The organism is Actinoplanes sp. NPDC026619 (assembly GCF_040638295.1).
GTDB lineage: Bacteria > Actinomycetota > Actinomycetes > Mycobacteriales > Micromonosporaceae > Actinoplanes.
In genome coordinates this window covers 1-14,269 of sequence record NZ_JBEZYA010000020.1, presented here as the reverse complement: position 1 = coordinate 14,269, position 14,269 = coordinate 1, and the positions used below count along the sequence as shown (strand labels likewise).

Here is a 14,269-nt window from a genome sequence, read left to right as displayed (position 1 = left end):
GGCGCCCGGTCACTCGACCGCCACACACGCTGGCCGGTCGGCGCCATCACCGCGTGAGGTCAGCCGTGGGCGTCGTCCGTGGCGAGGCCGACGACCGGAAGGCACGGTTACATGACCATCAGATACGGATTTCTCAGCACCCACCCGCCGACCCGCTGCGGCCTTGCGACCTTCAACTCCGCGCTGGCCGCTCAGCTCGGTGAGGACGGCGTCGCGGACAACGTCGTGCGGGTCACGGCGATCGGTGACGACCTCCGGCCCGCCCCCGGTGTGGCGCACACCTGGGTGGCCACCACGCCGGGCGGCTGGCGCGCGAGCGCCGAGGTGCTGAACACCTTCGACATCGCCGTCGTCCAGCACGAGTACGGCATCTATCCGGGCGTCGACGGCGGTGAGGTCCTGTCCGTGCTGCGCCGGCTCACCGTGCCGAGCCTCGTGGTCCTGCACACCGTGCTGACCCAGCCCACCGCGCGGCAGAAATCACTGCTCGAGCAGATCGTGGCGGTCGCCGGGGCGGTCGTGACCATCACCAAGGCCGCCCGCGACCGCCTGCTTCTCGGCTATGCCGTGGACGCCGCGAAGGTCACGGTGATTCCGCACGGCGCCTCCGACTACGCCGGGGCGCCGATCAGCCGGCACTCCGAGCCGCACCTGCTCACCTGGGGCCTGCTGGGACCGGGCAAGGGCATCGAGTGGGCGCTGCGCGCCGTGGCCCGGCTGCAGAAGCTCAAGTCCCCACCCGTCTACACCGTGGCCGGCCGGACCCACCCCAAGGTCGTCGAGCTGCACGGCGAGGCCTACCGGGCGAGCCTGCACCGGCTCGGCGCGACCCTGGGCATCGCGCACCGGGTGCGTTACGAGTCGGCCTACCTCGACGACGCGGCGCTCGGGGCGCTGATCCGCTCCGCCGATGTCATCGTGCTGCCGTACGACTCGACCGAGCAGGTCACCTCGGGCGTCCTCGTCGAGGCCGTCGCGGCCCGGATCCCGGTCGTCGCGACCGCCTTCCCGCACGCGGTGGAACTACTCACCGACGGACCCGGCCTGCTGGTGCCGCACAAGAACCCGGCCGCCCTCGCGACCGCCGTCCGGAGCATCCTCACCAAGCCCGCCCTGGCCGCTGCCCTGCGCGAACGCAGCGGTCACGCCGAGCCGGCGCTGCGCTGGCCGGTGGTCGCCCGGCGCTACCACGAGCTCGCCACGACGCTCGTCACCGCCGACAGCCGCGCGACGCTCGTCACCGCCGACAGCCGCCCGGCATTCGTCACCGCCGACAGCCGCCCGGCACTGGTCACCGCCGACAGCCGCCCGGTCGGCGTGGCGGGCCGGTGACCGCCAGGCCAACCATCACGGCGCCGCGACCCGGCCGCGCCGTTCCCGCACCTCCGTACGCGCACCTGGTCCGGCTCACCGACGACACCGGAATGTTCGAGCACGCCCGGAACGCCATCGTCCGCCGCGAGCACGGTTACTGCACCGACGACGTGGCCCGCGGCCTCGTCGTCACCAGCCGCGAGACCGACCCCTCCGCCGAGGTGCACCGGCTCGCGGAGTGCTATCTGGCCTTCCTCACCCACGCGCAGGATGCCGATGGCGCCTTCCGCAACCGGCTCGGGTTCAACCGGACCTGGATCGACCAGCCCGGCCTCGGCGACTGGTGGGGACGTGCTCTCTGGGGCCTCGGGACTGCCGCTGCCCGCAGCCCGGTTCCGTGGATCCGCCAGGACGCCCTCGTCGCTTTCACCCGGGGCGCCTCCTGCCGGGCCCCCGCCCCGCGGACCATGGCATTCGCCGCGCTCGGCGCCGCCGAACTGCTCCGCAGCGATCCCGGCAACGAACCGGCCGCCGCCCTGCTGTCCGATGCGGTCCTCGTCATCGGCCGCCCGGATTCCGATCCGCGCTGGCCGTGGCCGCACGACCGGCTCACCTACGCCAACGCCGCCCTCGCCGAGGCCGTCATCGCCGCCGGCCATCTCCTCGACCGGCCGCCGGTCCTGGCCGCCGGACTGCGGATGCTGACGTGGCTGCTGGACATCCAGATCGGCGACGGCCACCTGTCGGTCCTCCCGTCGGCGGGCTGGCAGCGCGGCGGGCCCCGGCTGCGGCACGACCAGCAACCGATCGAGGTGGCGGCGCTGGCCGATGCCTGCGCGACCGCGGCCACCATCACCGGCGACCAGGTCTGGGCCGACGGGGTGCGCCGGTGCATCGCCTGGTTCCTCGGTGACAACGACGTCGACCAGGTCATGTGGGACCCCGCGACCGGGGGCGCCTACGACGGCCTGACACTGCACGGACCCAACCTGAACCAGGGCGCCGAATCCACTCTCGCCCTGATCTCGACGCTCCAGCACGGACGCGGCCGGACGTCCGCGCACTGAGACGAGGGACAGGCCGGAAGCGTTCGGCCGTCCGGTGGCTGACGGCAGCAGCCACCGGACGAGCACATCGGCCGCGATCATCACGGTGGGCGCGATCCAGCCGAGGCAAGCCGGGCGGTCAGCGCGGCTGGTCGAGGATCCAGTCGACGGCGGCGTCCGGGTCGAGTTCGTAGCTGCAGGTCAGACCGGCGCGGATGCCGGCGGACAGATGTTTGCCGAGCGCCGGGCACGTCGCCATCCGCCCGGCCGAAACGGGGGCGGCGCCGTCAGGAGGACGGCGCCCGGACGCCGGCGACCAGGGCCGCGGCGACGTCACGCAGTTTGCGGTTGGTGTCCTGGGACACCTTGATCAGGAAGTCGAAGGCTTCGTCGGGTGTACACCGTCGTTCGGCTATGACGATGCCTTTGGCCTGCTCGATGACGGCGCGGCTGTCCATCGCCGCCTGCAGGTGGCGGGCCAGCTCGGCGGCAGTGTGATAGAGGTGGGTGTTCGCGAGCGCGATCGCGGCGTACCCGGCGAAGGTCTCGGCCAGGACGCCCGCGTCGTCGGCGAACGCGCCCGGCTTACGTCCGTAGATGTTCAGCGCCCCACTGACGTCGTCCAGGATCGGCAGGCCGACGGACAGCACGCTGCCCGCCCCGGCCTCCGCCGCTCGCCGGGCCCAGCCGGCCCATCGGCCGTCGGTGGCCGTGTCGGGCACCGAGATCGTCGACTTCTCCGCGGCCGCCTGCAAGCAGGGTCCACGGTGGTGCTCGTACTGCCGTTCGTCCAGGATCAGGGCCAGTTCGCCGGTGAACGCGGCGGTGTACGGGCCCTGGTCACGCACCAGAGTGATGGAGACCTCGGCGGCGCCGGGCAGGGCCCGCTGGGCCAGCGTGGCGACCCGGTCCAGGGCGGCGTCCAAGCTGGTCTCGCTCAGCTTGAATCGCCCGAGTTCGGCGAAGGCGAAGAGCGGGTCGATCGGATGCGTCATGGACGTGCGTAATCCTTGCAGCGGGCGCACGGCGTGACGGCCGTACGGGTTGGCGGATGAATAACCGGAACCGTCGAGGTTCTGGGCCCGCGCCGCTGCTTGACGCTGGCTGACTGACCCGGGAGGGACAGCCGCAAGGAGAGCATATTACCCACTGCGCCGATGCATCCGTCAGGCACCGCCGTCCGCAGTCAGGCATGCTCCTGCTCGATGAAATGGACCGCGGTGTCGGTCAGCGTGGCGCCGGACTCGGCCGCTTGCATGCGCAGCATGAAGTAGGCGCAATCGGCATTACGCCCGGTGGTGGCCATGATGACGCCGATGGCCTGCTGGATCATGTCTCGTAAGGCCATCGCGCCGATGAGACCCGCGGCCAGCTCCCGGCCACCGTCGTCGAGATCGTCGTCGTGGTTGCCGGCGACGGACGTACTCGGCTCGTAGGCGCCCCAGACCGCCGCGGTGAGCGCCTTCATCGGACCGGCATGACGGCCGTAGAGATTGAGCGCCCCGATGATCTGGCCGGATCCGGCGAACAACGGGATGGACAGCGATGCCTTCAGCCCGAGCCGGAGCGCTTTCTCGCGGAACCCCGGCCAGGTCATCGTGGCGGCGATGTCGGGAACGGCAGTCGGATGCTTCCCGTCCAGCGCTTCCAGGCAGGGGCCGGTCTCGTCGCGGTACTGCGCCTCGTCGACGGCGACAGCCAGATCGCTGCTGGCCGCCACGGTGGCGTAGGCGCCCTCGTATCGGCTGGTCACCGATGCGTAGTCGACCGCGGCGATCCGGTCCGCGACCAGCCGGGCGATGAGGACGAGGTCGTCGCCGATCAGCGAGCTGTCGTCGGGTGTGCCCGCGAGCACGATCAGCCGTTCCTGCAGAAGGCCAGTCTGCTCCCGGCGCCAGGATGGCGACGCTGCCACGAGTTTCTCCTTGATACGGCGGATGAATGTCGATCGCGGGTTCGGTGCCCTACCGCGGGATCCGGTGGTCCGGGTCGAGGGCGTTCAGGACGCGGGCGGTTATTCCCGAGACGCCGCGCAGGAAGAAGATCCGCCCGGTCTCGACGGCCCGCGAATGCACGGCCAGCAGAACCCGGGCCGCCGCGGCTCCGCAGAAGGTGACGCCGCTCAGGTCGCAGCACACCGCCGCCCGGCCGGCCAGCGCCTGATCGAGCGCGACGTGGATCAGGGCGACGGTGTCGTGATCGATCTCGCCGGTGACTGCGACGACGGACAGCCGGTCGTCGGGGCTCTCGTCGGCCGATTCGCGCTCGATTCGCCGGGAGACGGTGATCACCATCGTTCCGTCGTCGCCGGCGATTCCGACGGTCGGCCCGTCCACGAAAATCTGCCAGGGAATCTCGGCTTTCCCCTGCGGGAGCCGGTGCGAGTGCTCAGCGGTCATGCCTACACTCCTCCCGTCAACAAGAACTGACGGGCACGCGGCTTGACCCGCCAATGACGTTAGTCCCCCTTGCCGGATACCGCCAGCAGGACGTCCACGTGCCGCGGCGCGCCGCGGCACGCTCCGGCCGGGGCGCCCGAAACAACGGTTGCCACGGCGCCGTGACAGTGCGCGGACCACTAGGCTGATGGTCTGTAGTCGGCGCCTGGGTGCGGCGACGAGCCCAGCGTCAAACAGCGGCGCAGGTCCCGGGTAGTGCCTTCAGAGGCATCCTGCAGTGACCTGCGCATCGCCGGGCAATCACCAATCCGGTCATGTGCCCTTTAGGGGATGAATCCGACATGACCGACGTGCCGTTTATAGACCCGACTGACGCGTTCGCCGCGCTCGGCCGCATCAAGCTCAGCGAAACCGACCTCGGCGGCGTCCTGCAGAAGGTCGCCGATCTTGCCAAACGCGCCATCGCCGGCGTCGAGGAGGCCTCGGTGACCCTGGTCCGGGGCAAGGACGCGCACACCGCGGCGTTCAGCGGAGATCTCGCGCTGATCCTCGACGAGTGGCAGTACCGGGAGGGCGGCGGCCCGTGCCTGGATGCGGCGGCGGCCTCCGAGACACTGCTCGTACGGGACCTGACCGGCGAGCAACGCTGGCCGGTCTACATCGCCCAGGCGCTCGAATCCGGGGTGCGGAGCTCACTTTCGGTCGGCCTTCCCGTGCACGAGAGTGTCACCGGGGCGCTCAACCTGTATGCCCGGAAACCGGACAACTTCGATCAGGACGCGGTCGTGCTGGCCCAGACCTTCTCCGGCTACGCCGCGATCGCCCTGGCCAACGCCCATCTGTACGACGCGACCGCGTCGCTGGCGCAACACCTGCAGGCGGCGATGGAGCATCGCGCGGTGATCGAACAGGCCAAGGGCATCATCATGGCCGAGCGCCACTGCACCCCGGAGGAAGCCTTCACAATCTTGAGCAGGCTTTCGCAGACCACCAATCGCAAACTGCGCGACATCGCCACGGACCTGGTCACCGGCGCTCATCGCCGCTGAGTCCGGACCGCACTGGCGCCACATCCCGGCCTTTTGGGGCAGGTGCTGCGTTTCCGAATATATCGAGTGCCACTAACCGGTGACATCAGGTGCGAAGGCGAAATGGGCGGGCATACGGACGCTCCCGCTCGCAGAGGGCGAGTGTCAAGCGACAGAGATGCGGACCCGATGTTGACAGTTGACGAGGCGCTGTTGCGCGACCCGCTGCGGCTCGCCGCGGTCGAGCGGATGCGCCCGGTGATGAACGCCGTGCCCGTTCTGGTGGACGCCGTCGCCGCCACGGCTGCCCGATTACTCACCGCTCCGATGGCGCTGGTGTCCCTGGTCGCGGAGGGGAAGGAATACATTTCCGGGGCCTACGACCCCGCCGATTCGTTCTCCGGGCAGTTGGAGCGTGCGGTGGGCCGGTACGTCGTCGGAGTGGACCGTTGCGCGACCTCGGCCGACGTGCTGAACGAGCCGGATCAGCAACTGCGGCAGCACCTGCTGGCCGAGCGGTACGGAGTGCGGGCGTTCCTCGGCGTGCCGCTGCTGGACAGCGACAAGCACCAGGTGGGCTGCCTGACCGTCCTCGACGTCAAGACCCGGCAATGGTCGGACGAGGAGACGTCGCTGCTGGCCGAGCTGGTGACGCTGCTGCACCCGGCCGTCCTCGCCGCGGTCACCCCGCCCGCCGATGCCCTGGATCAGGGCGCACTGCTGGACAGCGTTCAGGAGGCCTTCCTCGCGGTGGACCCGGACGGCGTGGTGGTGAGCTGGAACCGCGCCGCGCAGGAGTTGCTCGGCTTCGCCGCGGACGAGGTGTGCGGCCGGCACCTCGACGACAGCCTGTTGCCTGACTACGACGGCGTGCCGATCGGCGCGGCTCTGGCTCGCCTGTTCTCCGCCGCCCCGCGCCGCCGCGTGTCCCGGCCGGTGACCGTCCGGCATCGCGACGGTCACCGGCTGACCGCCCACGCGTCGTTGTCGGTCCTGCCCGCGGCGTCCGGCCCGTTGGCCTGCGTGTTCCTCACCGACCTGTCCAGACAGGTCGCGGCGGAGGACGCGGCGGAGCGGAACGACCGGTTCCTGATGGCCGTTCTCGACAGCCTGTCCCCCGGAGTGATCGCCTGCGACGACCGCGGGAAGATCGTGCTGCTCAACCAGGCGCTGCGCAACACCCAGGGGCTGCCCGCGACGGCGCCCGTGCCGGACGACTACGCCGAAACCGCGGCGGTGACGCTCCGCCACCCGGACATGGCCCCGATGAGCTGGGCGCAGACGCCGCTGATGCGCGCCCTGCACGGCGAGCACGTACGCGACAGCGACCTGCTGATCCAGGCGCCGGGCGAGCGGCTGCGGACGTTCGCGACCACCGCCCAGCCGATCGTGGGCCGAGACGGCCGCCGGCTCGGGGCGGTGGCGGTCGCCCACGAGGTCACCGCGATGCGCCGCGCCGAGCAGTTCCGCGAATGCCACCTCGCCGTGGCGCGCTCCCTGGCCGCCGCGGACACGCCGCAGCAGGCGGCCCCCGGGGTCCTGCACGCGGTGGCCACCACGCTGCGCTGGCCCCTCGCGGAGCTGTGGATCGTCGACGAGGCCGGTGAGGCTTTGCGCTCGGTCGGCCATTGGAGCGCCCCCGGCCTGGACCCGGGCGACCTCGTCGGCCGCACCGTGGTGAAGGGCTCCGGCGTCACCGGCCGGGTGTGGGCCACCGGCCGGCCGATCTGGATCTCCGACGTCGCCGACCTCGCCGAGGTCGCCGACCTCACCCCGGCGTTGCCTCGCGCCGTCATCGACGGATACCGGGACCTGGGCATCCGTACGGTGCTGGCCGTGCCGGTGAAGGACGGCGACACGACCTTGGGCGTGCTCACCTGTTACGCCGACGCGGTCGAGCAGCACGAGGATCTGCTCATCGTGCTGCTCGACGGCGTGGCCGCACAGGTCGGGATGTTCGTGGCCCTGTGCATCACCGCGGAACTCAACCACCAGCTCGATCGGGCCAAGGACGACTTCATCGCCCTGGTGGGCCACGAGATGCGTACGCCACTCACGTCCATCGCGGCCAACGCGTCCATGCTCGGCGAGGACTCGGACACTTTCGCCCCCGACCACCAGCAGATGCTGCACGCCATCCAGCGCAACGCCACCGCTGTGCAGGGCATCGTCAACGCTCTGCTCGACCTGGCCGGCCTCGACGCCGGCTATCTCGGCCTGGCCGCCGACCGGATCGACCTCGTCGAGATCCTCGCCGCGGCGGTGGCGGCGGCGGCGCCTCAGGCAACCGCGAGCGGGGTGCGATTCAGCCATGAGCTGCCCGCCCACCTGATGCTGGACGGCGACGCGAAACGGCTCCGGCAGGTTGTCGACGACCTGCTGTCGAACGCGGTCAAGTACAGCCCGAACGGCGGTGACGTCCATATCCGGGTGCGCATCGCCGGCGCCATGGCCGATCTGGAGATCTCCGACAGCGGCATCGGCATCCCCGAGAACGAGCGGCACCTGATGTTCAAGCGCTTCTACCGGGGCAGCAACGTCCGTCACCACGGCACCCCCGGCAGCGGCCTCGGGCTCAGCCTCGCCCGCGCCATCGTCGAGCTGCACGGCGGCGCCATCACCCTGACCGCACGCCGGCCGTCCGGCACCACGGTGCGCGTCCAGCTCCCGCTCACCGCCCCGTAACCGACCCCGCCCGTGACAACCCAACGGAGATCACCGATGGCCGACATCCTCATCGCCGAGAACGTGCCCGACATCAACGACGTCCTGCTGCGGCTTCTGCGTCGCGCGGGCCATGACGTACGGGCGACGGACAACGGCCAGGACGCCCTCGACGCGGCGCTCGCCCAGCCACCGGACCTGCTGATCATGAACCCGGACCTGCCGAGGCTCGACGGCCTCGAAGCGTGCCGCAGACTGCGCGCCGAACCCCGGACGAAGAATGTGCCGATCCTCATCCTTTCGGTGCAGCAATACCCCGCCGAGAAGGAGGCGGCACGCGCGGCCGGCGCCGACGACTACCTCGGCAAACCCTTCGAGGCCGCGGAGCTCACCGCCCGGGTGGACGCACTGCTCGACCGCAACCACCGACCGGCTGACGGGTGAAGTTTTGTCACACTAGTACTTTCCGCTCGGCAAGCATCCGGTAATCAGCTAGATTGAGGTTCCGGTCAAAAAATGTGCCGAAATCCCGACGCGCGGTGACGCTGTTGCGGACGACGGCCCTGGCCGGGTCTCCTGTGCCAGGATCGGGTGCCGCTCGACTGTCCCGCGACGTCCTCCGACGTTGTGGATCCGAGAGGGACACGATGCGCACACCGAAGCCCGTCTCGCCGGCCACCGAGGCCGACACCTACGCCGCGGATCTCGTCCTGGGCCTGGGCGACCTGCCCGCGGACCACCCCGACCGGCCCGCGCTCCGCGCCCGGGCGATCGAGGCCTGGCACCCGATGGCAAAACGCCTCGCCCTGCGTTACGCCGGCCGCGGGGAGCCGTTCGACGACCTGCTCCAGAGCGCGACCGTCGGACTCATCAAGGCGATCGACAGATTCGATCCGGGCCTCGGCACCGACTTCGCCCCCTACGCGATCCCGACCGTTCTCGGGGAGATCAAGCGGTACTTCCGCGACCGGACCTGGGCGATCCGGATTCCGCGGCGGCTGCAGGAGATGCGGCTGGCGATCAACCGCGCCCAGGCCGAGCTGAACCAGACCCTCAACCGGTCGCCGACCATCGCCGACATTGCCGCCCACCTCGAGGTGTCCGAGGAGGCGGTGCTCGAGGGGCTGGAGGGCGGGCGCGCCTACCGGGCCGTCTCGTTGTCCACGCCGGTCGGCGACACCCCCGGCTTCGAGCTGTGTGACCTGCTCGGCTCCGACGACCACGGCTACGAGCTGACCGAACTGCGCCTCGCCATGCCGGCCGCGATGGCTTGTCTCACCGAGCGCGAACAACGAATCATCGCGCTGCGCTTCTACGGCAACCAGACCCAGGAACACATCGCCACGCAGTTCGGGGTCTCGCAGATGCACGTCTCCCGGATCCTGGCGGGCGCGCTGCGCAAACTGCGCAAGCACCTCGACCCCGACTGGACGCCGGCCGGCCGGGAATAGCCCCGGACCGGGCGTCGGCCGGATCCGAGGAATGCGGGTCCCTGAAGCTCAGGGACCCGCATCCGTACGGCATCAACCGCCGCCGTTGCTCACCAGGCCTTGGCCAGCGACTCGGCGGCCCGGGGCGCCACGTCGCCGAGCTCCTTGGTGGCGGCCGCCTCGTCCACGGCCGCGACCTGGATGCGCACCAGGATGTCGTCGCGGGCCAGCAGAGCGGTGCAGAACGCGTTCTTGGCCGGGACGGTCTCGCAGAAAGCGAGGCGCGCGGACGGCACGGTGACCTGGTGTACGCCGGTGTACTCCCCGCCGTCGCGGTCCGGTGCCGGGTAGGAGCCGCAACCCAGCTTGCCGGCGACCTGATCGACGGCCTGCGCGGCGGTGACCGCGCCGAACGCGCCGGCGAACTGGTGGACCTTCGTGTTCGTGCCGCGCCACTCGCGGCGCATGCCGGACTCGCTGCTGAACGCCTGGGCGCCCTGCTTGTTGCCGCAGACCGGCGAGGCGACGTCGTCGCCGTACTCCGGGTCCAGCGGCACCCGGGTCAGGCCGGGCAGGGTGGTCAGGAGCGACTTCTCGACGCGGTCCGGGGCGTCCGAAGCGACCGCGCTCGCCGGCTGCAAGCCGCTGGGAACCTCGAGCGGGGTCCAGCCGCCGTCGGCGGCCCCGCCCGAGCTGTCGCACGCGGCGCAGCCCAGGGCGAGGATCAGGGCCACCGCCGCGGCGAGACGTCCCGATCGCATGGTGCGCGAGCCTATCACCGGGTCGGACTGTTCCGGACGTATGCACCGTTCGGCGAACCGATCGTCCAGTACACGTCGCGTTGCACATAACCGGACGAGTTGAAGCCCTTCGCCCAGCCGATCACCGCGAACCGGCCGTTCGCGTCGTCCGGCTTCCCGGTCTGGATGTCGCCGGCGCCGCGGTTGAAGTTGTACCGGTCGTAGGCGTTCACCCGGATGCGCATGTAGATCTGATTGCCCTTCACGTGGACGTCCGCACTGGACCAGATGTTGTACGAGCCAATGACTTTCTGCCACTCGTACGTGTTCGGGTAGAGACTGTTCTGCCTGCTCTTCCCGGTGATGCCGAAGTTCGATCCCTGGTCCTTGGCGAGCGCCTCGGCCGCCCGCTGCGCCTGCGAGATCTCGCGGTTCACGTCCTGCCGGATCGAGTCGTCCTGTTTGTACCCGGCGTCGTAGTCGAACTCCATCGGATCGCCGTCACCGTCGCGGTAATGGGCGTAGAAATCCGGCGCCTGGTGCATGTCGCCGCACTTGCTGACGTTGAGGATGGCCGAGCCGTCGCAGAGCAGCATCATCCCGCCCCACTTGGCCCAGTTCCAGTGGTCGCGCCAGGTGGCCTTCTCCTTCGGGTCGTACTTGAAGTCGTCGTCGGCGCCGCTGGGCTGGGTCGGCTCCTTCGGCGAGCCGACGCAGTAACGCCCGGAGCACTTCTTCCCGCCACCGCCGCCGCCGCCGGTGTCCCCACCGCTGCCGCTGTCGCCGCCGCGGCCGGACGGAATGGCCGAGCCGGTGTCGCCCCGCTCCTCCATCGGGAACATCTTCCCGGACGGGTCGCTCCGGCTGATCGGGTTGCTGCCGGCGTACGCGTACCCGCCCAACTGGTTCGGGTCGGTCATCTCGAGCACCGGGTCGACGCTGAGGAACCGGCCCAGCGCCGGGTCGTACTTGCGGGCGCCCATGTCGGTGTAGCCGGTGGTCAGGTCCTCGGCCAGGCCGAGGTAGCCGTGCGTGAGGTCGGGCCAGGCGGCGGCGTTCGTGCTCGACCGGGTCTCGCCGTACGGCTTGTACTGCTTGCGGGACACCTCCTGGGTGGTGGTGTCCATCGACAGCGTGGCGGTGGCGTTCGGGTCGTTGAACAGGTAACTGGTGCCGCCGCCGGGCAGGGTGGAACGGACCGCGATCGCCGGCCCGTCCCCGCCGTGCGCGTAGGTGCGCACCGCGCCCCGCACGGAAGCCGATGCGGTGTCGACGACGATCTGGGTGTCGCCGGCGAACAGCGTGGTGCGGCCGGGATCGCGGCGGATCAACTGGTTGCCGTCCGCGTCGTACAGGTATTTCGTGGTGCCGGCGGTCGTCGTGACCGCGGCGAGGCTGCCCTCGTCGTCCCAGCTCAGCGTCTGGTTCTTGCCGCTGGTGGCGGTGCGGGTCAGCAGGTTGCCGGCGACGTCGTAGACGAAGCCGGTCGGGTCGGCTCCGCCGGTGGTCGCGGTCAGGGTGTGCGGCTGGGCCCCGGTGCGGTTGCAGCTCGCGCTGCAGCCGTTGGTGAACGACGTGGTCACGTCCGAGCCGCTGCCGGTGGCGTGGTCGATCAGCTTGGTGCGGTCGCCGATCGAGTCGTACTCGAAGGACTGCCAGTAGGCGCCCGCCCCGGTGGAGACCGCACCGGCGGAACAGTCGCCGCTGACGGTCCGGGCGTCGGCCAGCCGGGTCAGGGCGTCGTACCGGTAGCACTGCCGGTCGGTCAGGTTGTTGCCCGACTCGGACTGCACGTCGGTCACCGACAGCGGGTTGCCGGCGTCGTCGTACGCGTAGGTCGTCGTGTCGACGACCGGCCCGATGCCCTGCGACCGCGAGACGGTGCGCCCGCTGAGGCGCAGCGTCTCGTCCTCGTACGAATACATCACCTCGGCCTGGTTGCTGGACGCCCCGACGGTGATGCGCGACGGCCGGCCGAAGTCGGTGTAGGCGCTGCCGGAGACGTACTGGTCGATGCCGGCCGTCCGGGTGGGCACGCCCAGTAGGTCCCGGCTGTAGGTGATCGTCTCCCCCGGCAGCCCGCCGACGGCCGGGTCGGTCTGCCCGGCGAGCAGCTCGGTCTCCGAGCTGTAGCGGAACGACGTGGAGTAGCTGATCGGCAGCGGCTTCTCGACGGTGGGCAGGGTGATGGTCTGCCCGAGCGACTTGCCGAGCGCCGTGTACCCGTCGATCGCCACGGTGTAGCCGCCGGTCACGTCCGGCACGTACCGGGTGGACGAGGTGAGCTTGCCGATCCGCAGCGTGTCGTACGTCCAGGAGGCGTACTTGAAGTTGCTCTTCGACCGGTCCGTCGCGGTCAGCTTGCGGCCGAGCAGGTCGTAGGTGAAGTCGAGCAGCACACCCCGGGCGTCCCGGCTGGTGATCACGTTGCCGGCGTCGTCGAACGCGGTCAGCTGCACGCCGGCGTCCGGGTCGGTGCGCGACGTCTCCCGGCCGAGCAGGTCGTACTTGAACGACCAGACCGCGCCGTCCGGGCCGGTGACGGACGATTGCTGGCCGGCCGCGGTGAATCCGTACGCAATCGACTGCGAAGTGCCGCCGGAGGCGGTGAATCCGCCGGTGACCGTGCCGCTGAGGGTGGGTGCGGCGGTGTATTGCTGCAGTTGAGTGAGCTGGCCGCGGGCGTCGGCGACCTTGGTGACGGCGACCGAGCCGGTGGGCGGCAGCTCGGTGGTGCGGTCGCCGGTGTAGGCGGTGCGGGTACGCCGGGTGGCCGCCCCGTTGTGCTCGGAGGTGACCTGGGTGACCCGGGCCATCCCGTCGTGGTCGGTCACCGTGGTGGCCGGCACCGACACCTGGGAGAGCCGGTCGGAGACGAGCGCGTCGGAGGGGGTGGTCGCGGTGGCGTAGGCGTCGTTGGTGAGCACCTTCCAGCCGTGCGAGTCGTACTGCGTGTCGGTGACCGAGATGGTTCCGTTCTCGGCCGTGCGCTGCGACTCGATCTCGCGCAGCATGGCGTCGTGCAGCACCTTGCTGGTGAGGTAGTGGGCCGTGGTCTCGCCGTCGCCGTTGTCGCGCAGCGTGTTCGTGGTGACCACGTTCGGCCCGGTGGTCGACAGCGAGTAACCGTAGGTCATGTTCGCCGCCGCGCCCGCCGACCTGCTCTTGTTGGGCAGCCACACCGCGGTGAGCCGGCCGAGCGCGTCGTAGGTGAGCGAGGACAGCCCGCCGGCCTCGTCGGTCTTGGTGATCGGCAGCTGCCGGGCCGCGTCCAGCGTCTGGGTGACGACCTGGCAGTCGGCGCTCGACGTGGTGACGGCCGAGCAGTCGGCGCCCGCGGTCACCTGGGTGACCGCGGTGACCGCGGTGGGCAGGGCGCCGGTCGCCGGGGTCCGCCGGGTGTAGACGGTCTGCGCCGTCGTCTTCGGCGTGCGGGTCTCGGTCGCGGCGCGGCCGTAGGTGTCGTAGGTGGTGGCGGTCGCGTCCATGAAGAGACCGGCCGCGGTGGCCTTCTGCACCAGCGTCGGGCTGCCGTAGGCGGGCAGCGCCGGGCTCGCCTGACAGAGATGATGTTCATGAGCACCTCCCGCCGAGGTCTGACTCATCGCCTGACTGACTTCGGGTCCTTAACGGGATTTGTCGGCCTCG

At 70.5% G+C, this 14,269-nt stretch carries 11 protein-coding genes; 6 read left to right on the top strand and 5 right to left on the bottom strand.

Annotation, left to right across the window (positions count from 1 at the left end; translation table 11 throughout):
- Positions 1–111: 111 nt before the first annotated feature.
- Both AB0E90_RS34935 and AB0E90_RS34930 read left to right on the top strand, forming a co-directional pair.
- Positions 112–1,332, top strand: coding sequence for a glycosyltransferase (locus AB0E90_RS34935; protein ID WP_360415521.1), 1,221 nt, complete (start codon positions 112–114; stop codon positions 1,330–1,332).
- Positions 1,329–2,381, top strand: coding sequence for a glycosyltransferase (locus tag AB0E90_RS34930; RefSeq protein WP_360415519.1), 1,053 nt, complete (start codon positions 1,329–1,331; stop codon positions 2,379–2,381). The genes AB0E90_RS34935 and AB0E90_RS34930 overlap by 4 nt, the downstream gene beginning before the upstream one ends.
- Before the next feature lie 266 nt (positions 2,382–2,647).
- On the opposite strand, the gene AB0E90_RS34925 is transcribed toward AB0E90_RS34930, so the two are convergent.
- The 3 genes from AB0E90_RS34925 to AB0E90_RS34915 all read right to left on the bottom strand — a co-directional run bounded on the left by AB0E90_RS34925 (position 2,648) and on the right by AB0E90_RS34915 (position 4,759).
- Positions 2,648–3,355: a GAF and ANTAR domain-containing protein gene (locus AB0E90_RS34925; protein ID WP_360415517.1), complete on the bottom strand. Its 708-nt coding sequence runs from the start codon at positions 3,353–3,355 to the stop codon at positions 2,648–2,650.
- A 191-nt stretch (positions 3,356–3,546) separates the two neighbouring features.
- Positions 3,547–4,275 carry a GAF and ANTAR domain-containing protein gene (locus AB0E90_RS34920; protein ID WP_360415515.1) on the bottom strand — a complete coding sequence of 243 codons (729 nt, stop codon included), beginning with the start codon at positions 4,273–4,275 and terminating at the stop codon, positions 3,547–3,549.
- Between the two features lie 49 nt (positions 4,276–4,324).
- The gene (locus AB0E90_RS34915) at positions 4,325–4,759 is read right to left on the bottom strand and encodes an STAS domain-containing protein (RefSeq protein WP_360415513.1); all 435 of its coding nucleotides are present in this window, start codon (positions 4,757–4,759) and stop codon (positions 4,325–4,327) included.
- Positions 4,760–5,100: 341 nt separating this feature from the next.
- Between AB0E90_RS34915 and AB0E90_RS34910 the strand changes: the two genes are divergently transcribed.
- The 4 genes from AB0E90_RS34910 (at position 5,101) to AB0E90_RS34895 (ending at position 9,902) form a co-directional block, all read left to right on the top strand.
- Positions 5,101–5,808 (top strand): GAF and ANTAR domain-containing protein, encoded by a 708-nt coding sequence (locus tag AB0E90_RS34910; RefSeq protein WP_360415511.1) that lies wholly within the window; start codon positions 5,101–5,103, stop codon positions 5,806–5,808.
- Between the two features lie 168 nt (positions 5,809–5,976).
- Positions 5,977–8,472, top strand: a complete 2,496-nt coding sequence (locus tag AB0E90_RS34905) for an ATP-binding protein (RefSeq protein WP_360415509.1) — start codon at positions 5,977–5,979, stop codon at positions 8,470–8,472.
- Positions 8,473–8,508: 36 nt separating this feature from the next.
- Entirely contained in the window at positions 8,509–8,895 is a 387-nt protein-coding gene (locus AB0E90_RS34900) for a response regulator transcription factor (RefSeq protein ID WP_360415507.1), read from the top strand.
- A gap of 203 nt (positions 8,896–9,098) precedes the next feature.
- Positions 9,099–9,902, top strand: a complete 804-nt coding sequence (locus tag AB0E90_RS34895; RefSeq protein WP_360415505.1) for a SigB/SigF/SigG family RNA polymerase sigma factor — start codon at positions 9,099–9,101, stop codon at positions 9,900–9,902.
- A gap of 89 nt (positions 9,903–9,991) precedes the next feature.
- On the opposite strand, the gene AB0E90_RS34890 is transcribed toward AB0E90_RS34895, so the two are convergent.
- Positions 9,992–10,642, bottom strand: coding sequence for a hypothetical protein (locus AB0E90_RS34890; RefSeq protein ID WP_360415503.1), 651 nt, complete (start codon positions 10,640–10,642; stop codon positions 9,992–9,994).
- 14 nt (positions 10,643–10,656) lie between these two features.
- Positions 10,657–14,226, bottom strand: a complete 3,570-nt coding sequence (locus tag AB0E90_RS34885) for an RHS repeat-associated core domain-containing protein (protein ID WP_360415501.1) — start codon at positions 14,224–14,226, stop codon at positions 10,657–10,659.
- Positions 14,227–14,269 lie beyond the last annotated feature (43 nt).